This window comes from Candidatus Uabimicrobium amorphum, from assembly GCF_009002475.1.
In the GTDB taxonomy this organism is placed as follows: Bacteria; Planctomycetota; Uabimicrobiia; order Uabimicrobiales; family Uabimicrobiaceae; genus Uabimicrobium; species Uabimicrobium amorphum.
In genome coordinates this window covers 3885056-3909173 of the sequence record NZ_AP019860.1, presented here as the reverse complement: position 1 = coordinate 3909173, position 24118 = coordinate 3885056, and the positions used below count along the sequence as shown (strand labels likewise).

Annotated in this window: 26 protein-coding genes; 14 read left to right on the top strand and 12 right to left on the bottom strand. The window is 33.3% G+C overall.

Annotation, left to right across the window (positions count from 1 at the left end):
* The first annotated feature begins 649 nt into the window (after positions 1–649).
* Complete coding sequence (locus UABAM_RS34175; RefSeq protein ID WP_152022007.1) at positions 650–820, top strand: IS3 family transposase; 171 nt, start codon at positions 650–652, stop codon at positions 818–820.
* A gap of 301 nt (positions 821–1121) precedes the next feature.
* Positions 1122–3533 (top strand): leucine-rich repeat domain-containing protein, encoded by a 2412-nt coding sequence (locus tag UABAM_RS14040; protein ID WP_151968636.1) that lies wholly within the window; start codon positions 1122–1124, stop codon positions 3531–3533.
* Between the two features lie 673 nt (positions 3534–4206).
* Here UABAM_RS14040 and UABAM_RS14035 read toward each other — a convergent pair.
* Entirely contained in the window at positions 4207–5397 is a 1191-nt protein-coding gene (locus UABAM_RS14035; RefSeq protein WP_151968635.1) for a S8 family peptidase, read from the bottom strand.
* 973 nt (positions 5398–6370) lie between these two features.
* Between UABAM_RS14035 and UABAM_RS14030 the strand changes: the two genes are divergently transcribed.
* The gene (locus UABAM_RS14030) at positions 6371–6937 is read left to right on the top strand and encodes a site-specific integrase (RefSeq protein WP_151968634.1); all 567 of its coding nucleotides are present in this window, start codon (positions 6371–6373) and stop codon (positions 6935–6937) included.
* 421 nt (positions 6938–7358) lie between these two features.
* On the opposite strand, the gene UABAM_RS14025 is transcribed toward UABAM_RS14030, so the two are convergent.
* Together UABAM_RS14025 and UABAM_RS14020 are read right to left on the bottom strand one after the other, a co-directional pair.
* On the bottom strand, positions 7359–8204 hold the full coding sequence (locus UABAM_RS14025; protein ID WP_151968633.1) for an SAM-dependent methyltransferase: 846 nt from the start codon (positions 8202–8204) through the stop codon (positions 7359–7361).
* A gap of 9 nt (positions 8205–8213) precedes the next feature.
* Positions 8214–9176 (bottom strand): hypothetical protein, encoded by a 963-nt coding sequence (locus tag UABAM_RS14020; protein ID WP_151968632.1) that lies wholly within the window; start codon positions 9174–9176, stop codon positions 8214–8216.
* A 488-nt stretch (positions 9177–9664) separates the two neighbouring features.
* On the opposite strand from UABAM_RS14020, the gene UABAM_RS14015 reads away from it, so the two are divergent.
* Both UABAM_RS14015 and UABAM_RS14010 read left to right on the top strand, forming a co-directional pair.
* On the top strand, positions 9665–10522 hold the full coding sequence (locus UABAM_RS14015) for a hypothetical protein (protein WP_151968631.1): 858 nt from the start codon (positions 9665–9667) through the stop codon (positions 10520–10522).
* Positions 10515–11021 carry a hypothetical protein gene (locus UABAM_RS14010; protein WP_151968630.1) on the top strand — a complete coding sequence of 169 codons (507 nt, stop codon included), beginning with the start codon at positions 10515–10517 and terminating at the stop codon, positions 11019–11021. Before UABAM_RS14015 ends, UABAM_RS14010 begins: the two co-directional genes overlap by 8 nt.
* Before the next feature lie 346 nt (positions 11022–11367).
* On the opposite strand, the gene UABAM_RS14005 is transcribed toward UABAM_RS14010, so the two are convergent.
* Complete coding sequence (locus UABAM_RS14005; protein ID WP_151968629.1) at positions 11368–11856, bottom strand: hypothetical protein; 489 nt, start codon at positions 11854–11856, stop codon at positions 11368–11370.
* A 153-nt stretch (positions 11857–12009) separates the two neighbouring features.
* Here UABAM_RS14005 and UABAM_RS14000 point away from each other — a divergent pair, with 153 nt between their 5' ends.
* A complete protein-coding gene (locus tag UABAM_RS14000) occupies positions 12010–12441 on the top strand; it encodes a hypothetical protein (RefSeq protein WP_151968628.1) in 432 nt (143 codons plus the stop codon).
* 53 nt (positions 12442–12494) lie between these two features.
* On the opposite strand, the gene UABAM_RS13995 is transcribed toward UABAM_RS14000, so the two are convergent.
* Genes UABAM_RS13995 through UABAM_RS13975 form a run of 5 tightly spaced genes read right to left on the bottom strand, consistent with a single transcriptional unit; the run spans position 12495 to position 15259 of the window.
* Positions 12495–12821, bottom strand: a complete 327-nt coding sequence (locus UABAM_RS13995) for a hypothetical protein (protein WP_151968627.1) — start codon at positions 12819–12821, stop codon at positions 12495–12497.
* A gap of 2 nt (positions 12822–12823) precedes the next feature.
* Positions 12824–13240, bottom strand: a complete 417-nt coding sequence (locus tag UABAM_RS13990) for a hypothetical protein (RefSeq protein ID WP_151968626.1) — start codon at positions 13238–13240, stop codon at positions 12824–12826.
* Between the two features lie 10 nt (positions 13241–13250).
* A complete protein-coding gene (locus tag UABAM_RS13985; RefSeq protein WP_151968625.1) occupies positions 13251–14018 on the bottom strand; it encodes a hypothetical protein in 768 nt (255 codons plus the stop codon).
* A 1-nt stretch (position 14019) separates the two neighbouring features.
* On the bottom strand, positions 14020–14736 hold the full coding sequence (locus UABAM_RS13980) for an RAD55 family ATPase (RefSeq protein WP_173013317.1): 717 nt from the start codon (positions 14734–14736) through the stop codon (positions 14020–14022).
* Positions 14714–15259: a hypothetical protein gene (locus UABAM_RS13975; protein WP_151968623.1), complete on the bottom strand. Its 546-nt coding sequence runs from the start codon at positions 15257–15259 to the stop codon at positions 14714–14716. The genes UABAM_RS13980 and UABAM_RS13975 overlap by 23 nt, the downstream gene beginning before the upstream one ends.
* 151 nt (positions 15260–15410) lie before the next feature.
* Between UABAM_RS13975 and UABAM_RS13970 the strand changes: the two genes are divergently transcribed.
* The 6 genes from UABAM_RS13970 (at position 15411) to UABAM_RS13945 (ending at position 19016) form a co-directional block, all read left to right on the top strand.
* Positions 15411–15926 carry a hypothetical protein gene (locus tag UABAM_RS13970; RefSeq protein WP_151968622.1) on the top strand — a complete coding sequence of 172 codons (516 nt, stop codon included), beginning with the start codon at positions 15411–15413 and terminating at the stop codon, positions 15924–15926.
* An 8-nt stretch (positions 15927–15934) separates the two neighbouring features.
* Positions 15935–16153: a hypothetical protein gene (locus tag UABAM_RS13965; RefSeq protein WP_151968621.1), complete on the top strand. Its 219-nt coding sequence runs from the start codon at positions 15935–15937 to the stop codon at positions 16151–16153.
* Positions 16150–16584 carry a hypothetical protein gene (locus UABAM_RS13960; RefSeq protein ID WP_151968620.1) on the top strand — a complete coding sequence of 145 codons (435 nt, stop codon included), beginning with the start codon at positions 16150–16152 and terminating at the stop codon, positions 16582–16584. Before UABAM_RS13965 ends, UABAM_RS13960 begins: the two co-directional genes overlap by 4 nt.
* Complete coding sequence (locus UABAM_RS13955; RefSeq protein WP_151968619.1) at positions 16581–16907, top strand: MerR family transcriptional regulator; 327 nt, start codon at positions 16581–16583, stop codon at positions 16905–16907. The genes UABAM_RS13960 and UABAM_RS13955 overlap by 4 nt, the downstream gene beginning before the upstream one ends.
* The gene (locus UABAM_RS13950) at positions 16885–17946 is read left to right on the top strand and encodes a tyrosine-type recombinase/integrase (RefSeq protein WP_151968618.1); all 1062 of its coding nucleotides are present in this window, start codon (positions 16885–16887) and stop codon (positions 17944–17946) included. The genes UABAM_RS13955 and UABAM_RS13950 overlap by 23 nt, the downstream gene beginning before the upstream one ends.
* A 317-nt stretch (positions 17947–18263) precedes the next feature.
* Positions 18264–19016 (top strand): LamG-like jellyroll fold domain-containing protein, encoded by a 753-nt coding sequence (locus UABAM_RS13945; RefSeq protein ID WP_173013316.1) that lies wholly within the window; start codon positions 18264–18266, stop codon positions 19014–19016.
* A gap of 742 nt (positions 19017–19758) precedes the next feature.
* On the opposite strand, the gene UABAM_RS13940 is transcribed toward UABAM_RS13945, so the two are convergent.
* Positions 19759–20649 carry a hypothetical protein gene (locus tag UABAM_RS13940; protein ID WP_151968617.1) on the bottom strand — a complete coding sequence of 297 codons (891 nt, stop codon included), beginning with the start codon at positions 20647–20649 and terminating at the stop codon, positions 19759–19761.
* A gap of 286 nt (positions 20650–20935) precedes the next feature.
* Here UABAM_RS13940 and UABAM_RS13935 point away from each other — a divergent pair, with 286 nt between their 5' ends.
* Positions 20936–21685, top strand: a complete 750-nt coding sequence (locus UABAM_RS13935; RefSeq protein ID WP_151968616.1) for a hypothetical protein — start codon at positions 20936–20938, stop codon at positions 21683–21685.
* Positions 21686–21745: 60 nt separating this feature from the next.
* Positions 21746–22459, top strand: coding sequence for a hypothetical protein (locus UABAM_RS13930; protein WP_151968615.1), 714 nt, complete (start codon positions 21746–21748; stop codon positions 22457–22459).
* A gap of 174 nt (positions 22460–22633) precedes the next feature.
* On the opposite strand, the gene UABAM_RS13925 is transcribed toward UABAM_RS13930, so the two are convergent.
* Positions 22634–23563: a tyrosine-type recombinase/integrase gene (locus UABAM_RS13925; protein WP_151968614.1), complete on the bottom strand. Its 930-nt coding sequence runs from the start codon at positions 23561–23563 to the stop codon at positions 22634–22636.
* A 128-nt stretch (positions 23564–23691) separates the two neighbouring features.
* Complete coding sequence (locus tag UABAM_RS13920) at positions 23692–23973, bottom strand: helix-turn-helix domain-containing protein (protein ID WP_151968613.1); 282 nt, start codon at positions 23971–23973, stop codon at positions 23692–23694.
* Positions 23974–24118: the final 145 nt, after the last annotated feature.

Here is a 24118-nt window from a genome sequence, read left to right as displayed (position 1 = left end):
CGTTTCTAACACAACAATAAATTTTGACCTCAAAACAATAAATTGAATGTTCAAATGGGTAATTGAACAAGAACTAGCTACGAGCGATTCGCTGTGATGAACTCTACAATATTAAAAAAGAAGATATCGAAAATAGAAAATTATATATCTTCTGAAAACACAAAAGCAAACTATGCACGAGTTATTCCCCCTTAAGAATAAATGTATTAAAATACTTAAAGAAGAATAAAGAAAAAATTTATTTATTTTCTACCAAATACAGACAAAAAAAATGTTCGTACTGGAATTAGTTCACGTTTTCGCGCTATAATAAAAATAGCAAAAGAAATTGGTTTATTGAGTATAGATAAAAATTACAAGCACTATCTTGCGCCAGACTATGGTGTTGATATTATCGAAAAGTTACCATATTAATATGGTACCCTAGATTAGGGCGTGTCCTCTGTAATGGTGAGCAAAATCGTGCCAAACAAGATATCAGTCCTATAAGAAATTTATAGAAAAGCATGGCATGAATGTGTAAAAACTACAGCAAAGATTTTAAAGCCTTAAAAAAAAGACAATTCAAGAGTTGAGCAATAAGATTCAAATATCTATAGATTCGAAAGAATGCTTGGATAACGTTATAATTGAACGATTTTGAAGGAGTCTGAAATATGAAGAAGTCTTTCTTAAAGAGTATGATTCTGTTGAGCAAGCAAAAGTAACTATTCGCGAGTATATTCAGTTTTGTAACAATGAAAGGATACACCAATTTCCTGGTTATTCTACACCAAGCGAAATATACTTTCGCTTTTACAATAAAAAAGTAGCTATCTAAAGCGCTGTATTTCTTTCTTATTCTAGATCAAAAAATGGTATTGACAAATGCTAACACTATACTAATTCAATGAGGTGACGAACCTTATATAAATGTCTATCGTAATTTCTTAAACTTTTGTTGTTTTACTTAGCAGGAATAAGGGGAAAAATATCTTTTGATCCAACTTTTGTAAAGCCTCTTTGTTTAGTGCAATATGCTTTATCAACGATTAAAACACCTGCTTGAATATTAGGAAGGCATCAACGCTCTTTAATGGAGTGAGATTATCTTTTATGCAAATCTTTAGAGAGTGAATAGAATGAATTTATTAGGACAAATTAATTCCGCCGCCAAAAAAAACCTTACTACACTAGACCTGTCTTACAGCAAATTAAGCGAATTACCAAAAGAGATCGGACAACTTACAAACCTTACCACACTAGACCTGTCTTATACCCAATTGAGGGAATTGCCAAAAGAGATTGGACAACTTGCAAACCTTTCCACACTAAGTCTGACTGACACCCAATTAAGCGAATTGCCAAAAGAGATTGGACAACTTACAAACCTTACCACACTAGACCTGTCTTACAACAAATTAAGCGAATTACCAAAAGAGATCGGACAACTTACAAACCTCATTACACTAAATCTGCCTTACAACAAATTGAGCGAATTGCCAAAAGAGGTTGGACAACTTACAAACCTCATTACACTAAATCTGTCTTACAACCAATTAAGTGGATTGCCAAAAGAGATTGGACGACTTACAAACCTTACTTCACTGCATCTGTCTTACAATAAATTAAGTGGATTGCCAAAAGAGATTGGACAACTTACAAACCTTACTACACTAAGTCTGTCTTCTAACAAATTGAGCAAATTGCCAAAAGAGATTGGACAACTTATAAGTCTTTCTCGTAACGATGGATTTTTTTGGGGACTTGATTTAAGAAATAATAATTTTGAAATACCAGAAGAAATACTAAGCTGCAATCCTCAAGAAGTCATCCAATATATTCTTGACTTAGGTGACGGGGCACGTCCACTTCACGAAGCCAAAGTCATATTTGTAGGATTCGGAGCAGTAGGAAAAACATCTCTTATCAAAATGCTTACAATAGGAGAATATAGCCCTCTCGAATCAAAGACCGATGGAATTGAAATTACAGATTGGAGTTTTCCTTACGAGAAAAACGAAATTAAGTTACATATCTGGGATTTTGGTGGGCAAGAAATAATGCATTCTACCCATCAATTCTTTATGACAAGACGTAGTGTTTATGTTTTAGTTATAGAGGCAAGAAGAGAGGATAAATATGGAGATAATGAACTTGAATACTGGCTTAAATTAATCAGTAGCTATGGTGGGGATGCTCCAATAATTGTGGCTATTAATAAATGCGAGATGCATAAAGCTGATATTGGAAAAGGTCTGCTAAAGAGTAATTACTCCAATATTGTAGAATTTATAGAAACTTCTTGTGAGAAGAAAATTGGTATTTCTGAGTTAAAAAATTCCATTCAAACAGCGATTGGACGACTAGAATACTTAAATGATAAAATTCCGCCTAGTTATTTTAAAATCAAAGAGTATCTAGAATCAATAAACCATGATTACATTTCTTACTATAAATATATACAAATATGTATGGACATAGATGGTAGTTTAAACGAGACCAGCGTTAAAACGCTTATGCAATTACTGCATGATTTAGGTATTATGTTGAATTTTCAGCAGAAAGATAGACGGCTTGAAAATACTCAAGTGCTTAACCCTAGCTGGGTGACTAATGGAGTATATCAAATCATTAACTCAGAGAAGTTGCTAAATAACAAGGGGGTTATTTCTCTTGAAGAAGTCGGAGCTATTTTAAAAAAAGAATATCAATATCCAACGCCGAAAGAGTGGGGATTTATTCTTGATATAATGGTAAGTTTTGGTTTATGTTATCGCATGTATGAGCAAAATGAATCTTATTTTATACCAGGAGCTTTTCCAAAGGATACCCCCAAAGATTTTAAGTGGGAGCATCAAAACTCATTATGTTTTCAATACCATTATGATATACTTCCGAGTAGTGTTATCGCTCACTTTATTGTTCGGACACACAACTACATAAATAAAAGTGATTTCTGGCGTAATGGGGTGGTATTAAAGTATGAAGATAATGAGGGGTTTATTAAAGCAGATCCCAACAACAATAAAATCTTTATTGAGATAATAGGAAAAGGTAATCGTAGAGGAATGCTCTCATTTGTTAGAGGGCAAATTAATGCTATTAATAAAAATCTTGGTAAAGTGAATGCTCGAGAAATGGTTGTTGTTGGTCAAAAATATAATGAAGATATACTTCGTGAATACGGAGAAATTGTTAACCATGAAAAAGACGGAATAGAAAAAATTTATATTTGGGAGATCAGAACACATAGAAATGTAAGAGAATTAATCGAAGGAATTGAAGACAAGAATACATACGATAAAAGAAAAATCAAAACAACAAGAGGTTTTAAAGTCTCAAAAGAATTTATAGCTTTTATCAAAGAAAAGCGAGACAAAAAAGGATTTACAAATAAAAATTTAGTTGAAGATGGTATAGGAGTTAGCGAAAAAACACTTAGTAATATATTTAGCTACAAAAGAGACTCTTTTAGCAAAGAAACGATTGAAAATATATTAAAATATTTTGGCTTAAAACTTTCTGATGTATGGATGATGCTGCAGGATTGAAAAATCACTTATTTTTTGCAAAAGTTGCGTTTATCTATATGGACACTAAGATTGTTATTTCTATAACATCTCAGTGTAAATGATAATGTTACTAAACCTCTACAATAGTTTTATAAAAACATTTCACAACTCAATTTGCTATCTTTTCTAAAGACACTGTAACCAATGGATTGTTGTAATCTCTCGTTATAATCTTTTGCTAACTAATATAGTTAAACTTAGAATATTTCCGCATTAAGTAATTGGTGATCGTAACTTGTTATTTTTTCATTACGGATTCAAACAATTTCCTATCCACCTACTTCTAATTACCTCCAATTATTTCCATTTACTTCCATTTGTTTTCCATTTACTTCCATTTGTTTTCCATTGAGAATCTAAAATTGTGGATGTATAATTTAAATTATAGAAATATATTGAATATAATTAGGAGAATTAAGATGAATGGATTTATACTGTTTAATAGTAGAGAAAATTTGATAAGATTCCTACAAGAATGTAATTTTCCAGAATTCAATGTTTCAAAAATAAAACCACTTATAACTTTCAAAAATCTATCAGATGAAAAAGTAAGAATAATTAATGATTTGGTAAAAATACACAATGCCAAATTAAAGAAATCGCAAACATATTCTATGTGCTAGTAGTACCCCGAAGGGTACTACTAGTCTTCCTAACCCAATGCTTCTAAAGCACTTCTACAATTTATCATACCACTACCAACACACAGTTTTTTTAATGACAATTCTGTACAAGATTCCTTTATTATTCTTTTTACATCAGCAGGTGTAAGATTAGGATCTTTTGCTAGTAGTAGAGCTGCTAGACCAGAAACTTGAGGGGCTGCACCACTTGTCCCCCACCAGTCTAAATAATGATACACACCACCCCACATTACTTCTCCATATGTTGGTGCTACACAATCAGGCTTACTTTTTGTTACAGAAAGTTGTCCAGGTCCTCTGCTACTATCTCTGTGGCCAAAGGAATCAGCGGTTTTTGGTTCACAACACATTTGATAATTTTCATCAACTGTTCCCACTGTTATGACCTCATCAAGTGAATTGATATCCCAAATGCTATTTGGGCTACACAATCGAGGATCATTTTTACACACTTTAACATGATTATTTCCTGCAGCAAAAACAACAACAATTCCTCTTTCTACAGCTATTTTTATAATATCCATTAATGGATAGTCATCAGGCGTTTCTGGCGCAGATTCTGAATAAAAACCATATGAATTATTAATTACAAGTCTATGAACTCTCTTTGTGTCTACTAAAGTAATAAGGTGTTCATAAATTTCATATAACTCGGCTTCATCAAAAGAGGTTTTGCATGAAATTAGAGTTGTCTTTGGTGCGACACCACTATACCTTGCTCCTTCTTCATCAGTTGCTCCAGCAATACTGGCAACCATAGTTCCATGACCGATGATGTCTGTCCAAGCGTTCTTGGAAGCAGAAGGACTCATAGTACTTTGTTTTTTTTTGGGAAACTCGCAAAGAGGAGTATGTATACCCGTATCTATAATTGCAATGTGTGTTCCTTCGCCTTTACTTAAATCCCAAGCTTCGCGAGCAAAAATATCATCTAAAACATCATTCATCCCTTTTGGGTGATAACTCAAAGGTTGATAGAGTTGCTCAACAGAAGGATTAAAAAGAAAGCTAAATTTTCTAGAAGGTATTACCGAAAATCCTTCTTGTCGTACCTTTTCAATTTCTTCTTTTGTTAGATCATCGACAATCGTTAATGTCGGATCAATCTTTGAAATATGTACTTTTTTTCGTTGTAGACTGGTCTGTAAAAGCTTGGAACGCCTTGTTACGCTAGAGGACCGCAGAAAAAATTTTCCCATAGCTTGTTTCCTCTCTTTGATTTAGACTAATTTTTAATTTAAACTCTATAATTCAGTATAGATTAGTTAGTTTAGTACCATATCAGAACTATTTCTTTCAAAATACTGGATGCTTGTTATCGCATGCATAGTGCATTTACCTTGAAAGCATGTATAGTGATCATATCTTTTATACTTTATTACATCATAATCCGGCTCTAAATTACTAATAAAGTAGTAAATTTTTTTTGTAACGGCTACTTGAACAAGATTCAATGTTTGGCTTGAAACTGTCAAGATGAAAATAAGAAAACGTCGACTTTAAGGAGTACTTAATCAATAAATGACAAATATTAAGTTATCATTAGAGTTTGCTGGACACTTTTAGGATCAAGTTAATTATCAGTAGTATTTAGTTCAGCAAAATAAGGACGGTTACCAGATACACTACGACTTGCTTCTCTATCATTATTGAGTTTTCTTCATGAAGCTTTTCAACTCCTACAATGCCTTTGCTGCCTTTTTTTCTTTCAAAAAATGTTCTCGCTAACAAATTTTGAGTACTAAATCTCAAGTAGAACTAAGCAGAAATCTTATTTGAGAAGTTTTCTAGATAGGTAAAAGTATTTTATTCATGAGAAAACCTTTGTCCACTTAAATTTATATTATTCACTAAATATACAGTAAGAGTCCAGAGGACAGTTAGATGCTTTGGAGTAGAAACGTTAGATCATTTTGCTGCCGTAATAATAGAGCCTATGTCATTTAGCTCAGAAAACGGTGCTTTTTTGTTTTAAGTAATTTTATCTGATATAATCAGACGAAAGATACAAAACGATATTGTGTATCTTTTCGCAATTCGCCTGGAATCTTTGTATAATAAATACAAGAGCCGCATTTGATAGTATACAATTCAAGAACTATATTTTTGAATGATACTTACCACCAACCACAAACACATTTATGTATTTTTCAATTCTTTTGGAGATAAACTTTGGAATTTGTTCAACCAATTCGTGATAAGAAAAAAATTGATTCGATAAAAAAAATATTGAAAGCTAACAGCCTTCGTGATTATTGCATGTTTGTTTTAGGAATAAATTCTGGTTTAAGAATTAGCGATTTGTTGAATTTGCGAGTTGAGAATGTTATTACTTCTAAGAATAAAGTAAAGGATCGTATTTCTATTCGCGAGAAGAAGACAAACAAGTACAAAGATTTCCCTATAAGGGATAACGCCAGAAAATCCATAGAACAGTACTTACAAACCAGAGATTATAGAACGGATGAACCACTTTTTGTTTCCAGAAAAAAGCAAGGTTTTCTAAAACGGCAACGTGCATATCGAATTATCAATGATGCCGCTAAAAGCGTTGGAGTCCAAGGTAAAATAGGCACTCATACGCTTCGTAAAACACTCGGGTATCATGCTTATCAGTCAGGTAAAGACATTACCATTATCCAAAAGCTTTTTAATCATTCCACTCCGAGAGAAACACTGGATTACATTGGTATTACACAAGATGATGTCGACGATATATATTTGAATTTAAACCTTTAATTCTCAAGATTATGAGGTATTCGTTGGGGTTAGGTAGTTGAAATACTTTTGATGGAAGCTTGACAGTTTTTTGTAGTTACATTTCTATTGTAACGCCTATAAATAGATTGCAGAAGTTACATTTGTTTCCATTTACTTTCAATTGAAAATACCTCCTTGTGCAGTAGGACTTGGTAAATGAATTGTTTTGCAAGTCTAAACTGTCCAAAGAGACTCTAATGAATTTTGTAATATGAGAATTAAAAAAATTATGGGAAGTTTTCTGCAACAACTGGCATCATTTTTTTGTAAGCGGTATAGTTAGCGCTATTATCTTTATAGCTATCGAAAACTTTTTCTTGAAATAAATTGAAGAGGTCAATCTCTTACAAAAGTGACCTCTTCAATCTTGCATCAATAATAATTTTTTCCTATGCTCATATTAGGGTAATTTTTTACTAATAAAAATTAGATATTTCCAAAGATTCAAATCCAGACATTTTTTTTGATATATACAACTGTTTGTGTGTTGAACTTGAATGTGATTTCTTTTTTCTTTTTGGTTCTCTATTGCTCTACTATAGATTTCTTGAGAAGAAGGTATTATATTACTTGTAATATCTCTTTTTCTCTCGACTCTAAAATTATTTTTTGTTAAAGTTTTATAAAAAGAGCCTGCTGTTTCAAGTTTTGGAATAGCCCAACCATTCATCCAAAAATTTAGGTACATTTTTTGCCAAGAAGGAATAAAGTTGTTTACTAAAAAGCAATCTGCAACAATAAGTAAACCACCCACTTTTAAAACCCTATTTGCTTCTTTTATTGTTAGCGTCATATTCTCACTATGACAATAACTTTCTTGAGCCCAAACGACATCAAAACTATTATCTGGAAATGATAGTTGATTGAAATCCTGAACTTGGAATTCTGTTAATTTTTGTAAGCCCTCTCTTTTTGCAGTGCTTTTGGCCTTTCGTACTTGGTGATCTGCAATACTTATACCTGTAACTTTACACGAAAATTGACGAGCTAACCAAAAAGAACTTGCTCCTACACCACAACCTGCATCTAAAATTTTAGATCCCTTCTTTAGTTTTGCTGTTCTTGATATTTGTTGGTTTATTTCAACTAAAGAATCAATATGGTTCTGAACTTTGGAATCGTAGTATCCATAATGCATTGCGTATGCATTATTATTACCCCAAGATTGATATGATGTATCGGTATTTTCATAATACTTCTTGACTTTTATTGTTTGAGAATTTAGCTCTATAGCACGTGGGAACATGTTAGATCCTTAATATTTTAAAATAGATTTAGATTTTTGATGTAATTTATGTATTTTTTGTAGTTTGCATATATAGTCGGTTAAGTTGAATGCTTTAATTTTTCCCTCAAAAGTCGATATTTTTTTTATCAAAAAATTCATTTTCTGTTCAAAAAAACGGTAATAATTCGAAGACTTTATTCTTTTTTTTATTTTATTAGTATTTTTTGATTCTATATTTTTATAAGACACTATATTATTTTGGAATGCCCATACAAATATTCCACTAGAATAGTCTTGATGTGCTACCTCAACATCCCAAGTCGCCAGCCAATTACTAATAATCATATACTGTTCAGCCCACTTTAGAATTTGATTTATTGACTTTAAATTAGACGTTGTCGGTTTTTTATTTAACGACATCATATTCATCACTCCATATGGAAAAACTTGAATTGGAGGAGCCAATACTTCGATGATGCGGTCGATGTCTTGTTTTACTAGCCATGTTTTCTTTATATACAGAGGTTGACTGTTTATCGATAAACTTACCTGAAAAGAAAAAGATAACCTTTTTATAAAGTGTTTCATCATTGGTGCGAATAATTCATAATTAGGTAAACTCTTAAGGTTATTCACTAAGTATTCGTGTATTTCAGACGCAAGGTTTGCGTAACTACAACTTTTTTTGTTTTTTTCTTTTCCATTTAATATACACAAAAAGTCATTAGTTAGCTCTTTATCACAAGCTACATCAACTAAATCATCAATCATAATGTTAAATAATGTTGCTACAACATTCAGCGCTGGCAATTTAGCTTTCAATGTCTTCTCTATATCTTCAACAACAAGAAATTTTGAGGCTTGATTGATCCAGGAAAATATTTTTTTATTTCGTGGAAAATTATGATTTTCCACAAGGTTGTAATATTTCTTTATAAAAGAAATCGAGTTTTCTAATCCGCAAATTTGTTTTTGATGAATTTTTCCCATGATTTATCTTCCTTATCTAAAATTTAACTATAGGATTTAACATATTACTTATCTATTTTTTTGTAGGGGGTTCCCCTACAAGATAGTAGGGGAAAATATTACAGGAATCTTGGCAAATATACTGTATAAGTTTTTACCTTTTCCTGATTGCCAAAAAAAAGAAGTTAATGTAAAATGTATTTAGTATTGGCAATTGCTTTTACAGGAAAACAATTGCGACTAAACAAACTGAAATTAAACAAACTTCAAGGTATAGTTTATCTGTAACTTTATTTGCAATTAGAGCCGAAACTATACCAACAAATAACATCAAAATTTTACTAGTCATAATACGATGACTCCTTTACTATAAAAGGTGTTAGGAACCTTTATTGTAAGGTAAATTATTTGTGAAAAAAAATTAATTTAAAAGTATGTTTAGAAGAGGTTTTAGGCATTGTCATAGTTACTTTCTAGCTACTCACTACACAAAAAAGAAATTTTGAGGAATGAACGCGAGAGAAATTTTAGAAGAAGAAATTAAAAAGAAATGTTTAGGATCAGACCTGTCAATTACAACAACTATTTCTAGAGAAAAGAAATTTCTTAAGCCTGTTTTTCGGCAATTTATAGAAGAGATTCAATTTCAGTTTTATGGGAGTGATATTAAAGTAAACAAAGACTTGGTTACTCAAGGTTTTTGGAGAATGATGTTGTCTTTGGTAAAAAGAGAAACACAGGTTCAATATTTTGCTTTATACCAATTAAGTTTTTTTTACTTTTTGACGGTACATGGTAAAGCCCTGAACTTTACTAATTTTGATTTTGAGAATTTTCCAGTTCGTTATGGATTAGAATTTTTAGATAGATCGTGCTACCAATTTTTTTCTTATCACAACAGTTTAGTTTCTTGTCGGAAATTAAATTGCGGTGAGGAATCCCTAAAAAAAGCTTTAAAATTAGTACGAGAAAACCGATTAAACCAAGATTCCGAAGATTTTTTGCGATGGATTGGTCGTAATCAAAATTATTTCTCTACTACTAATATAGAAACATCTCAAAAGTATAATATTAGTAAATTTAAAAAATATTGTGGTGATTGGTTCGATGAAGTAAACACGATTGAAAATTTAAATTATCTAAAGTCAGGTAATCTTCAAAACTTCTTCAAATATGAGATTACTTTTGTTGTTAGATCCTTAATTTTGTACTCTAATGTGATCTTATGGGCCGAAGAAATTGGAATAGATGTAGTAAAAATAAAAGAAAGTATGGTAAATATTTTCTCCTATGGAGAAAATTATACAGAAGCCATTAAACAAGAAGGTTCTTATCTTAGAGAAGCAAAGCAGGATAAAAATGAATAGTTTTGAATTTAAAAATATGGCAGTCATACTTATAAGTGAAGCAGAAAATTATCTCAGAAATTATATATCCAATTTTATAAAAGAGTATACACCTATATATTTTCAAGATGACTATCAATTCCTAGATAAAATTGATTGTTCGTCAGAGATAAAAATAATCCTTTACTCAAACAAAATTGATAAAAATAAACTTAAAGAAACTGTAAATGATGAACATATTCGATGTGAAAACATCCACGATTTTATTAATAATAAAGAAAAAGCTATACCTCTAGATTTGTGTAAGCCTCGTGGTGGAAAAGGTTTTATTGATAATAAAGTATTAAATGAAAAACTCAGCGAGTCGATACTTCCGGAGCCTATTCGTAAATTAAAAACAAAAAGTTTTTTGTTTAAAAATGATAATGAAAAATCACAAGAAAATAAAAACGATGAAAGTATGCAAAATAAAAATGAGGAGGACAAGACCCCTCTCATTAACCACTTTCAAAAAGTGTAATGTAAAATTTTTGAGTGTGTTCCCTAAAGTTAAGATAAAATTTATTTGATTACGAAGTGCGGATTTTAGTTGCTAATCTTTCCCCCGCACTTCGTGAATTTCTCTTTTACATGCTTTGTCCCCACATCGACAGCTTTCAAATCTTTTGCCATTTCAGTAACGGCTTCTTTGTTACTAGACATCTTTTCCTCCTAAGAATTTAATGGTGTTGTTTCATTCTCCTGCAAAATATTCAAAAACGTGACAAAAAAATTTCAAAATATCGAAAACTTCTTGAGTAAATTGATTGTATTACTAAACTATTCTGAGTATTTACTGAACTTCCAAAACGAAATTTGCCTTATCCTTAACCAATCTTCAATATACTAACACTTGTATATATTTCGTTATTCAAACCTCCAGCCATTCCGAAACCATCTATGGTTTTTGTTGTTTGACATTCGTGTTGCACTTCAAAAAATTTTAATGCATCTATGGAAAAATATGCTTCTACAAAAGACTTGGCATTGAAACTCACGGATGAATTACTCGACTCTGAAAGGCCCAAATAAGTTATGGCATCCGTTATGTTTTCTATTGTAAGTTGATTGCTATTAACTCGATTAGAAATGGCCCAGGCGTTTACAATGTAAACACCCGAATCTAATGTAAATTGGTTCGTATTGAGGTTTTTTACTATTGAATCTGGATCATGTTGTATTGTGTTTAAATCACGAGTTTGTTTCGCTCCAGAAACAAAAGATCCACCGTTTACACCTGGTGATTTCAAATCTACTATCTTTGCATAACTGACCGATGTTACTATTTCATTTGCGAATAATTTTTTTATAGCCATTTTGAACTCTCCAAATAATTTGTGATTCTAAGTATCATCCCATATACAATGAAGCTATTACTAAAGGTTTAATTGTAGTGCAAAATTAAAATAAATATCGTAAAATACGACAATAACATAAATGCATATGATTCCAAATTTGAGAGGGATAAGATGTCTGAAGTAACACAAGAAGTTTCTACATACCAAATGGTAATGGCTGAAGAAAACGAGAGAAAACTATTAGAAATATATTGCGATGACAAGCGGGTTATTATTTCAAATAAAATCCAAGAAGTGTCGCAGAATGTATGTGATTTTGCCAAAGAGGTAATCCAAAATCATGACGAAGCACAACAAGCAGAAGTCGAGAATCTAAAAAGTGAAGTAGAAGATCTTCAAGGCAAAAATGTTTCTTTGCAAAACAAGGCCGAATTACTACAAGATGAAAAAGAATCTTTACAAAGACAATTTAGCGTACTCGACAAAGAAAACGAGCTACTAAAAAGCAAGACGCAAGAGCTAGAAAATACGATTAGCCAACTACAGGAAGACAAGAGAAGTTTACAAAGTCAACTCGATGAATTGAATAATGTAGGTGGGTAATCCGTGATTTGAAATATTGGCTACAATTTGTAGCCAATGTACTCAGGTAATTATTAAACAATAAGTTTAATGATCTCCCGGAAAACTATTTTCGAAACGAAGTTTTCTAGTCTTTCAAGTGCGTAATTTACGGCTTGATCAGTTGCAGCGCCTATGAGATCCTTTAGACTGTCAGTGATCATAGCCACGGCCGCTCCTGCCAGTTTTTTATCCGCTTCCGTTCCTACCAAAGAGTAAAATTTGGCCTTGGCCAAATCTTTCAATGTGTCGGTACCGATCTCATTGATTTCATTCCACACTTCTTGACCAGCTTCGTTTATGAATTCTTTTTTTAGATCTTCAAAGATGTTTTCGCGAGAGCTTTCGTTTATATCCGGCATACCTACTCCTTTTTAATTTTTTTGTCATGGCTTTGTAAAATTTCGTGTTGTTTCTTAATATCAAAACGCCAGTTCTTAAATTTTCGAATCAGGCCCATCTTGTATATCTCCAGGCCATTTTTTGTTGCTTGTTCTATTGCTTGTTGGTCTTCTTTTCGCACAGCTTTTTTGAGAATATCGGCGTTGGCGTTTTCAATTAGCGAAATAGCAACAGGGAACAATTCTTGAGAGTTTTCGTAACTTGTGTTCACAAATCTTTTTGATGGTCCCACTCCCGAAACACAAGCGGTTAAGAATACAGATAAAGTAATACACACTAAGAACATCACATAAATTCGATATGATGTGTTTTTCAAGTCGTGCTTGATTGTTTCTATAAAAGACATTTTTTCGGTGCTAATGTTTTGGATATCAGACATAGGTCCTCCTTTAAGATGCGTTTACAGTTCCCCAAGAAATCACGGGTTTATCTCGGAGAATGGTAATTTTGTTGTATTTTTGAGCTTGGTCTAAAATTCGGTCTATTGTTGAGTTAATGTTATCTTGGTTACCAAAGTTTCGACGAATTTCGACGTTTTCTACCTGTTGAGCATTTGCGATTAAAAAGAGCGCTTCATTTAGGAATATTTCCATAGTGGAAGAATCAACGATATATGCTGATCCAATTGGTGAATAAATAACATCGTCACCAACGGTAACTATTAGAGTATTGTTATTCTCGATGATGGCATCAATGAAACCTGTTTTCTTGAGTTCTTGCATCGTTTGTTGGTTTGGTAAATTGTGAATAGCGTCAATCACTTCCTGCTCAGTTGGTATAGTTGATTGACCTTCACCGCTACCGTTATTTACCCCTTCACTAGAGTTACCAATACTTCCACCGCTGCCAATACCTACAACTTCTTGTGTTAGTATCAGAATTAGCGAGAGAAAACCGCCAATCCATACGTATTTTCTGTTCTCTGGAGAAATGATCGATGCAGCGATGGAAGTCGCACCAGTTGCAACAACCGCAGCACCGACGGCAACGACTTTTTTTGTGGCACCAGGCATTACATAACCTAACCATGTATTTTCTTCTAGGCTGTTCATTATTTGTTTTGCCTTGGAGTGGGCAAGGTATGAAGATGCGAATCCAGAGCCACCCCACGAAACTTGGGTTATCCCTGATTCTTTTAGGTTGTCTATAAAGTCCATATTAGTCTTCCTTGGTAAATATTTCGTACTCTTGGCCACTCATTCCAAATCTGTTTTTTTTCGTTTTGGCAATGCCTTTTGCAACGACTATTTGTACTTGGGGATCGTGTATTAGTTGTGTGGTTCCTCTGTAGTCACCGTCTTTTGTCACATGTAAGATGTAAATAAATGTTCCTATCTCTTCGCGAAACTCTTTGATTTCTTTGGCGGTTATGCCTAGGTCGCTTATGGAATCAACGATTATGTTTGCACTGTTGTTTCTGATAAGTTTTAGGAACTCTTTTTTGTTTTTTACACTCTCAAAAATTAGGTTTTCACTTGGTTCGCAGTACTCTATTTTGTTTTGGAAATCTAAGTTTTCTAGCTCTTCTTCTGAGGTTACATAATAGGTTTTTCTCTTTGAGTTATTGGCAATGGCATCTGCTATTTGCAAAGCGAAGTAACTTTTTCCACTGCCTGGTTCACCATGTATCACCATCGAAAATTTTTTGGGCAAGCTACCAATGAATTCAAATCCTTTTAGCGGTTTACCGATGGCTTTTCTCTTCATTATTTCGCTTGCTGTTTTCGGCTTCGGCAAGCTCACTTGCACTGACGCCGGAATTTTTACAATCGAAAATATAGCATTACACTTTTTACAACGACGGCTTTTTTCTTCAGATATATTCTGGCAAGAGACACATAGATATTTACTGTTAGATACGACCGTACAAGACATAATTGAACTCCGTTTGATCTGCACCTGAGTCATTTTCAAAAACAAATTGAGCGTATCGACCTATTTTTTCTGCCGTAAATCCTGGTGTAGTGTTTGCGGTATAGCCAGAGGTATCGCTTGCCAATACAGTGCTTGCATCATCACTATAATCAATTCTAAAGGTACCGTTTTGATCTGTTTTGACCATACCGCTTAGACTTTCGTACTCTGAAACATCAATCCACGGTGAAGTGTGATTTCCGCCATTAACGATGAGTGTTGTATGTATATCTAGCTTTGTTAGACTATGTTTCTTTTGATGTAACAAATCGCTATTGCGATAATGGATATTTGTAACTACTGTTGCTTGCGATCCTGAAGCATTGATGATGGAAACTTTCGCGTACGAACCAAAAAGAACGTGATCGATTTCTTTTACTGTGTTGGCATTGATGAGTAAATCGGTTGTTTTCACATATGTTTTGGAATTTACCTCAATACCTTCTTCTACACGAAAAGTTACGTTCTGATTGGTCTTGATCATTCCTTGCAGAAGGAAGTTGCCTAAGAATGTAAACTCCTTAGTCTCACTAGAACCATCATCGATGGTACCATCAAAATAAAGTCCGGTTTTTGTTCAGGAAAATATTCCTCCAAAGGAAATTACTCGAGAAGAAGCTACTGTTGAGAAAGTTGTGCAAAAAGACGTTCCAGAAGAAAACAATGAACTCCCTGAAAAATGGAACGATGTTCTAGAAGATGCCTGGAAAAACCACAAAAACGGTTACGATCGTGAAAAGTTTTACAGGTTGTATAGTGATAGCTTTTGGACTCCTGAGGATGAAGAAAATTACCAAATGGAAGTCGCATCGCAAACGATTGATACAAAAAGTGGTGATTATACAATTCCAGTTTTAGCGAATGTTCCGATCGCAGATCCACAACCAACCTATGCCGATAAAAAGGAAGAGTTCGAGAAACAATATCCAATATTGACTACGCAAGAGGTCGAGAACTGGATAAGAAAAAGTCTTCCAGGATTTGCGATGAAAACGCAAAAGTTAATTGCCAAGCATTTTGGTGGCAGTGAACAGGAATTTTGTGAATATTTTAGTCGTCATCTAATACCAGCATACAAGTATCGCGGTAGTTTTAGTCCGAAAATAGCAATGATTAAGATTCGAGATAAAGAAGAGTTTTGTTTTGTTTAGGAGAGGGTATGGAAGATTTTGAAATTGTTGTGCCATTGGAGTTTATGGCCCGAGAAGACAATGTTCAAAGTTTGGTTCTTGGACAGGAGGTAATCATGAAAAGCATTGATGATTTTGTAAAAAAAGGTTATGCCGTAAAGGAAAACGACAGATACCTTTTGACGGAGAAGGGTGTTCGTTTCATGAATAGACTTTTTGCTAGATTAGAAATGAAAGAGACCATATGACTTTAGAAGAATTACATCATCGCCTTGGAAAGTTCGATGGATATGCGATAAGCATGTTCGATATTCTTTGCCATCGAACTGAAAATTTGGAAGATTGTATATGCAATGCTATCTCTGTAATCGAAGAAGATGGGGATTTGTATTCGATGGAAATATGGTCGGTTGAAAAATTGACGGTAAAGGGGGTGGCGCCCTGTGGCGAAACAATCATCGACCACATGTGGGATAGATTCCAATTTGAAGAATTCATGGAGGATGTTTCTGCAAAACAAAAGGCATTGCTGGGAGAAATGATCGCGGAAACAATATCAAATTGGATCAAGAAGGAAAATATAAATTTTGATTACTACACTGGAATAAAGAAAGAAACTGTGAGTTATACCGAATTACAAAGTATGGCGAGAGAGACCGAAAGAAAGGAGACCGCTTGAGTATAAAGGAAAAAGTTGCGTTTCTTTTAAAAAGAGATAAGCAAAATGAAAAGAGAATCAAGGATTTGGAGAAAGAGAACAAGAAAAAGGACAAGTTGATTTCTAAACTAATGGCTAAGAATTCAGCTCCAAATAAAAATTATCTTACCAAAGATCAAGCTGCGGCTTGGATAGGATGTTCTAGACGAAAAATTGACGACATGATAATCGGTGGCAATATCCATGTCGAATATCCAGGCTCTAAAGCTTGTATAAACAAGCATGAGATTATTCCTCTGATGAAAGGACTTAAAAAACAACATGGTTCATTACCGAAAGGATAGGAAATGTTGGGTTGCTTGTTGGCAAGATTCAAAGGAGAATCGAAGAAAAAAGAGTGGTTTTGACTCTAAAAAAAACGCAGAAATTTATGAAGCACGCCAAAAGATCTTGACGGAGAACAATTTGGCGCGCGGTGTAGATTATGATATCGACATCACAGTTGAGGAAATAGTTGCGCGTTATTTAGAAAAAGCGAAATATTCTATGAAAACGCGCTCCTTTGAAGTTGAAAAGCAATGCATCGAGAAAGTACTGGAATACTTTAGCGAAGAAAGTTTGACGTTGTGTCGCTACCTTAAAAGTAGTCATCTACAAGGATTTATCATGTGGCGTAAGGAGACCATTACGCCTCGGGGATCTCCCCCAAGCGATATCACAATTAATAAAAATATAGCAAGTATTAAGAGGGTTTTCAAGTATGGAAAAGATTATAATCTAATTCCCAATAACCCTTTCAAGAGTTTTAAAGCAATACGAGTTGATAAAGAAGATGCTCCGCGTATTTTAACAAAAGAAGATGTCAAGATAATCGAGGAGCTTGCAATAGATAGTGTTGTAAAGAATGAGCTATTTTTTTTGGTGAGAACTGGCATGCGTGCCAGTGAAATGATCAATCTTGAAGTTGGTGATTGCGATATTGAGAAAAAAAAGATCATTGTTCGTTCATACAAAGCTAAATCTCGAAGAACTAGATTTGTTCCAATGACTAAATCAATCCTAGAATTGATGAAAACTCTTGTTGTTAGAGCAAATGATGAGAAGCGAAAGCTTGTATTTGTTAATAGCAAAGGAAGAAAGCATAACTTACGCAATGTTTTAAGGAGATTTCAGACAATATTGCGTAAAGCGGAAGGTAAAGGTGTTAACATCGATGGTGTTAGTATACATACGTTAAGAAAAACGTACATTTCGCATATGATTATGTCGGGAGAAGATCCCGCTAAAGTGATGAAAATTGTTGGCCATGAGAGTTGGTCTACAATGAAGAAGTATCTGTATTTAACAGAAAACTACTTGAATGATATTCCTGAGATTTTTTGATGAAATTTATCTCTTTCAACACAATCACCACTACCCAGTGAATTTACAAAAAGCCTATAATTTAAAAAATGATAAATTTTCTGATAAAATTGACTCAAAACAAATACATTTATTTCGCTGTAATCAAGAAAAATAAATGTGCGAATTCCGCACATTTATGCTTAAGGCATTATTTGCTAATTATTTAAGAAATGTGCGAAATCCGCACATTTGACAAAGAATTCTAAAAGCACCCGAAAGACTTGGACTTTGTTGGATTTGTTGTGGTATTATGTATTTCTAAATTGAAATAAACAACTATGATTAAGGGGATCTATATGAGGAAGATATATCTTATTTTAATTTCAATTGTATTAAGTAGTGTTATCGCAGCTGCTCCGATAACAACAGATGGTTTAATAGCATTTTATGATGCTGATGACAATACTGCAAATGACCAGTCGGGAAACAGTGGACCAAATGGAACTCTGAACGGAGTATCTATCTCTCCTAATGGGGCTTTCAACCAAGGATTTTCTTTCGATGGAAACTCAAGCATTGATTTGGGAAATAATTCTATTATCGGTTCAGATACCAGTTTTTCGATAGTTGCTTGGGTAAACGCGAATAGTTTTAGCCCGCAAAGCGCTATCTATGGTGAGTTTAATACTAACAATGCAGACACACGTAATTACTTACTTCTTGATAGTAGCGGTAGAGTATTATTTGACCAATTTCCTAATACCGGTGGAGCATTAGTGAGTCAAAATTCAATAGCTATAGGCCAATTTTCACAGATAGTATACACTCAAGACGGAACTACTCGTAGAATATACATCGATGGTGTTCTTGAAGCAGAAGATACATCTATTGAGACATACCAAGGATCCATACCAGACGTTGCAAGAATCGGTTTTCGAGACAATCAAAACTTTGGTTTTGATGGCGTGCTTGATGAAATTGCTTTTTACGATCGAGCTTTAACTATCGAGCAAGTAACGAGTCAATTTGCAGCTGTTCCAGAACCGTCAACATACATCGCATTCCTATTCGGTATATTCGCTATCGGATACTTGCGCAAAAGAAAGTAAAATAACCTTAACTAAACACGAATACAAGCCTGCCAGCCATAGCGCTGGCTTTTTTTATGGCTTATTTTACAGACAATAGCATTTCAAGAACATTTTTAATGTAGTGGTTTGTTAAAGGTATTTTTTTATGATGAAAAGGGTTTCGTGGTATATTTTCATAAAAATACATTATTGTAACATGTACTAAATGATTTAGTGGTTAATTTAGTGGTTTTTGGGGACAAAAAGCGGGGCCCATATGGGGACATAAAACATCAAAAAGGGGACTTTTTTGCCAAAAAACGGCTGTTTTTGGAGTGGGGTTATTTCGGCCGTGAGGCTTGAAAATACTGGCACGCCCAGGAGGATTCGAACCCCCGACCCACAGATTAGAAATTAATGTGACTTTATAATCTACCGTAAGTATTAAACCTTTATATTTTCTTTATTTAATCTATATTTTACTATTCGTTACTTTTGGTAAACTTGCGCAATTTGCATGGCTAAATTGGCCAAGAATTAGAGTTGAATTCTACCATAGTACTACCAAGTTGGAGGGAAGCGTTGCTTGATATTTTTTGTATTATAATAAAAATGAAGATTCTAAAGAGCTCAAAATGCTTAGATCCATTTTTGAGGTGATGTTGACAAATGCATCTTTTGCATCCATTCTATAGTTTCCATATGTTGCAAGAATACTTATGTTTTTTTTACTTTAGTACTTTTACTTGATCACTTTCAGCATTTGTAACAGAAAAAATTACTAAAAAAAGTTTTTTAAGCTATCAGTAACTAGTAAAGGTATAGCCTTCTTGATCGATTTTTCTTCTAAAGATGAACTCTGAATCTTTTTAAAAATACCATCATGGTATAGTCTAGAAAAAATATTAATAGCATATCGAATAGTTTGTCCTTCTTGCATACCATGAACTTGAGCAAATTCTTTCAATCGAGAAAAGCTTACAGATTCTATGACTTGCTCTTTTTTTATATTAATATCTAACAAAGATAAAAATATCTCAAGGGAGTAATTCACCAATTCATTTATTGTCCACCTATAAAATTCAGCCACTGTACGTATTACGTTGTGATTTTTTATTGTTATACTTTTTCTTTCACTACTTTTGTTTTTTGCGAATCTTGAAATCTCAACTCGCTTTGTTTTTATACTAATTTTTTTACTATTGTCTTTTCGATTTTTGATATTAGTATCGTCTTTTAAGTATTCTGACAATAATTCAGATATAATTCCTTGAACGGTTCTTTTGTTTCCTTTTACAAGCTGATGACTCTGTATTTTGACAAGAGAGTTGTTTGTGTATAAGCCAGAAAAAATATCGATAGCATAACGAATGGCTTCTTTTTCTTCGATGTAGTACGATTTAGCATACTCTTTCAATCGCATAAAACTTTGAGATTCTGTAACACTTTTGTTTTCAAGATCTATGTCTAAAAAGGCAAAGTATATTTCGAGAGAGTAATTTACCAACTCATTTATTTTCCATCTATAAATTTTTGCAGTCTCCGATACTAAATTATAATTTCTGATTGTGATGCTTTGTCTTGTATCTTGACCATCAATTTCTCTTATGTCTTCATAATCAACCGCTTTAAGTGGAAATTCGGATTCAGCATTGTTTAGAGAGTTTTCCATATTTTTCCTTTCCAAAATATTTACTAAAATAGATTATACAATCATTACAAAATTTTTTTTGTAAAAAATAAAATTGCAATATTGAATTTTACAGTTCATAATTTCCATGCATCAGGTGGTTCATTTTGCACCGCGTTGATTCATGGATTACGGAGTGTGGTAGCCAATGGCATTTAAGATAGAAAAAAACAGACCAGATTCCGTCAAATCAATGAAATCATCGCGAAAATAAGAAGGGATATTAGTTTTTTGTTAATAAATAGCTACTAAACTGAAAGGGTATAATATGAAAGTAACTTTTATTTTAATCATGGTTGCCTTCATTTCGTCGACTCAATGCCAAGAGATATTTGATGATATTAAAGGGTTAGAAAACCCATATGTACGAGAGAGCTTTGCGGCAGAAAATGATTTTATTGGTTATGAGGTTGATAAATGTCTTGAAAGAACAAAATTAGCATATAAAAATTTTCCTTTGCCAAGTCTAGAGAAAACGGTGACTATTGATATAGTAAAAAAATATAAAATCGAAAATGAAGATGGTGAAAAAAGTGTTGAAAAAACAAGCACGACAGAAAAAAAAGTTGTTCGACAAGTTCTTACAATGAGCATAGGATCTTACAGCCAATTAAATCTGAAAATTACGGTAAGTGATAAGACAACTTTTGATAATTGTTTAGTCATATATGATTTGACTTCTCAGGGGACACCAAAAATTTTAAGTACTTACAGAAGCAAAGATAACATCTTCAGATCTTTGGATCAAAAATTCCGCAAGGAAAATAGGGATAGAGAAAAAAAAACATTTTCTTATAAAAATAATGAAGCGTTTCCTAAAGTTATAGGTCTTGTTTTGATAAGTAGGAGAGCTAAAAATTATTTAGATATGGGAAAGTATGAGTGGAAACCTGTCCCATTAGACTCTAATCATTTAATGATTTTAGGTGAAGGAGTTATAGGTTTTGATGACTATGTATACAAAGGATATAGATCCGTGATAGTTCAATACTACTATCAACAAGTAGTCAACAATTAAATAACCATACTCCACCTTCGAAAAAAATAACCAGAATTTCCAATTATATTTAAGGATTTTATGATGCAATCTACCCCAATTATCATTGTTTTGATTTTTTGTTTTACAATACCATTAGCTGCTCAAAATCAAAGTTTTGAAAGGGAAAGCACAAACATAATAGAGCAGATAGTTAAGCAAAACAATCAAAATCAAAGTCTTGAAGACAAAGAGTTACTTGAAAGATACAGAAATAATATTGGTGGTACAAGTTCTATACAGATCGAAAAAAGTTGGCGCTTTGATAAGTATTTAAGAGACAGAACCCAAAAATCTCAAAATGAAAGCAATAGAAGAGTATCTACAGAAAAAACTAGCACAAAGAGAATAAATGAAATAGCAAAAGATAAAGAAAAGAAAAAAAATAAGCAAGATAAATTGAAGTCGAAACATCGAAAACATAGATTTAAAATGAATACACATATAAACAGTCAAGAAGAGATAAAAAGGGGTTATGTAAATGAAAAAGGATTTTGCTATGCTCCGAGACCAAATTATGGAAGAGTAGTAAGAATTGACGGACATTCAGAAAAAAAATATACCGTTACAAAGCGTACAAAAGAAGAGTGTTTTACAGTCGGTACTATTTTCTATAGTAAAACAACATGTGATATAACGGACCTTAAGACTGGAAAAAAAACTAGAACAGTGAAAACATGTAAGGGAGTACATTTAAGTACAGGAACACCTCTATATGGGGCAACACGTACCTCCGTTTATTGTGAAAAAGAATAATAAGGCTTAATTTGAATATAATTATTGGAAATTTTTTAAAGATGTTCTTCTTGAAGAACATCTTTTCTCTTTTTCGTATATCTCCTCAGTGTCGATTTATACAATAAATAAATCGAATAAAAACATTGGTAATTCTACGAGAGCGAATAATTCTGAGTTTTGTATTTAATTTTGTCAAAATAAACTTGGCACATCTTGTAAATATTCTTCAGTCAAAAATAAGTACTTTTTCATAGTTTCCCAGCTTTGATGACCAACAATTTTCATTACCTTAACGGGATCTTGTCCTGACATAATCATATGCGAAATGTACGTTTTTCGAAGGCTGTGGATGTTGACCCCTTCAATATCTACACCATATTTTTTTGCATTTTTTAGGATAGTTCGGAAACGCCGTAATATATTTCGAAGACAATGTTTATTTCCTTGGCTATTTACAAAAACCAAAGAACGTTGATTTGCCTTCGCCTCATTGAGAAGTTCCTGTAGTTTGATACCTAAACCTTTGACGATTGGAACATAGCGTGTTTTACGACTCTTCGCTTTTACAGATCGAACAATAATAATATTTTTTCCCAAATCAACATCAGCGATTTCGAGATTGACCATTTCGCTAACACGCAATCCCGTACGAACCAAAAAGAATATCTCACTTTTAATAGTACTCTTTTCTGCCATTTGTTCAATGATTCGAATATCTTCTTTGGAAAAAATTCGTGGAGAGTCTTCCTTATCCACACGTATTAAACTAACGTTTGCAAAAGGATCTTGCGGTATTAGTTGATTTTTAGATGCTAAATTCAACGCTCTTTTGATTGCGGCAATGTTTTTGTTAACAGTGACATTACTAGGTGGTTTTCCTCTAGGGGTAATTGTCTCCTTACGCCATACAATAAAGTCTTGCAAAGACTTTGGCGTAAGCAAACGAAAATATATCAGACCTTTGAGATGGAAATACTCGATAACTTTTTCGACACATTGTTTTTCAACGAGGTAAGAACGCTCTTTCATTGTATATTTGGCTTTTTCCAGATAATGTTCGACAATATACTCAATTGTAATATCTTTATTGAAATCAGTACCTCTGGCGAAGTTGCTCTCCACAAGAACTTTTTGGCGCGCTTCGTATATCTGTGCGTTTTTCTTTGAGGTAAAGCCTGTTTTTACTTGGCGTTTACCATTGACATCAATCCAATTTGCGCACCATGTCTTGCGGTCTTTTCGATAGTAAACTATTTTCTCCTCCTCCTATTCGGTCTCATCCCACGCATATACGCTTTTACATCTTCAGGATGTAAGCATTTTTTGGCATTCGGCCACAGAATAGGAAGTTGGCCACTATCGATGTATCGATTTAAGGTTTCCTTAGAACAACCAAGCCACTCCATTGCTTCTTTCTTGGTTAGGCAATCTGCATTTGGCGCTGACTTTCCTGCTTCTATTTTTCTCAGCCGTTTTTCCAGGTCTTGTATTTTTTGTTTTAGCAATTCTTCCACTTGAAGAACTCCAACCAATCGAATCGCTCCTCATTGAAAAACGATGAGTTTACAATACCAGTACAAATCCGTAAGTCTGCACCAAAAGTATTGAATTGTACAACAAATATTTCAAAATTGCCACAGGGCATTTTTTGAATACAAATTATTATTATGAAACTAT

Coding starts and splice junctions, on each gene's coding strand:
- UABAM_RS14040 (WP_151968636.1), top strand. CDS start 1,122: ATGAATTTATTAGGACAAATTAATTCCGCCGCCAAAAAAAACCTTACT.
- UABAM_RS14035 (WP_151968635.1), bottom strand. CDS start 5,397: ATGGGAAAATTTTTTCTGCGGTCCTCTAGCGTAACAAGGCGTTCCAAG.
- UABAM_RS14025 (WP_151968633.1), bottom strand. CDS start 8,204: ATGTTCCCACGTGCTATAGAGCTAAATTCTCAAACAATAAAAGTCAAG.
- UABAM_RS14020 (WP_151968632.1), bottom strand. CDS start 9,176: ATGGGAAAAATTCATCAAAAACAAATTTGCGGATTAGAAAACTCGATT.
- UABAM_RS14015 (WP_151968631.1), top strand. CDS start 9,665: ATGAACGCGAGAGAAATTTTAGAAGAAGAAATTAAAAAGAAATGTTTA.
- UABAM_RS14010 (WP_151968630.1), top strand. CDS start 10,515: ATGAATAGTTTTGAATTTAAAAATATGGCAGTCATACTTATAAGTGAA.
- UABAM_RS14005 (WP_151968629.1), bottom strand. CDS start 11,856: ATGGCTATAAAAAAATTATTCGCAAATGAAATAGTAACATCGGTCAGT.
- UABAM_RS14000 (WP_151968628.1), top strand. CDS start 12,010: ATGTCTGAAGTAACACAAGAAGTTTCTACATACCAAATGGTAATGGCT.
- UABAM_RS13995 (WP_151968627.1), bottom strand. CDS start 12,821: ATGCCGGATATAAACGAAAGCTCTCGCGAAAACATCTTTGAAGATCTA.
- UABAM_RS13990 (WP_151968626.1), bottom strand. CDS start 13,240: ATGTCTGATATCCAAAACATTAGCACCGAAAAAATGTCTTTTATAGAA.
- UABAM_RS13985 (WP_151968625.1), bottom strand. CDS start 14,018: ATGGACTTTATAGACAACCTAAAAGAATCAGGGATAACCCAAGTTTCG.
- UABAM_RS13980 (WP_173013317.1), bottom strand. CDS start 14,736: ATGTCTTGTACGGTCGTATCTAACAGTAAATATCTATGTGTCTCTTGC.
- UABAM_RS13975 (WP_151968623.1), bottom strand. CDS start 15,259: ATGATCAAGACCAATCAGAACGTAACTTTTCGTGTAGAAGAAGGTATT.
- UABAM_RS13965 (WP_151968621.1), top strand. CDS start 15,935: ATGGAAGATTTTGAAATTGTTGTGCCATTGGAGTTTATGGCCCGAGAA.
- UABAM_RS13960 (WP_151968620.1), top strand. CDS start 16,150: ATGACTTTAGAAGAATTACATCATCGCCTTGGAAAGTTCGATGGATAT.
- UABAM_RS13950 (WP_151968618.1), top strand. CDS start 16,885: ATGGTTCATTACCGAAAGGATAGGAAATGTTGGGTTGCTTGTTGGCAA.
- UABAM_RS13945 (WP_173013316.1), top strand. CDS start 18,264: ATGAGGAAGATATATCTTATTTTAATTTCAATTGTATTAAGTAGTGTT.
- UABAM_RS13940 (WP_151968617.1), bottom strand. CDS start 20,649: ATGGAAAACTCTCTAAACAATGCTGAATCCGAATTTCCACTTAAAGCG.
- UABAM_RS13935 (WP_151968616.1), top strand. CDS start 20,936: ATGAAAGTAACTTTTATTTTAATCATGGTTGCCTTCATTTCGTCGACT.
- UABAM_RS13930 (WP_151968615.1), top strand. CDS start 21,746: ATGATGCAATCTACCCCAATTATCATTGTTTTGATTTTTTGTTTTACA.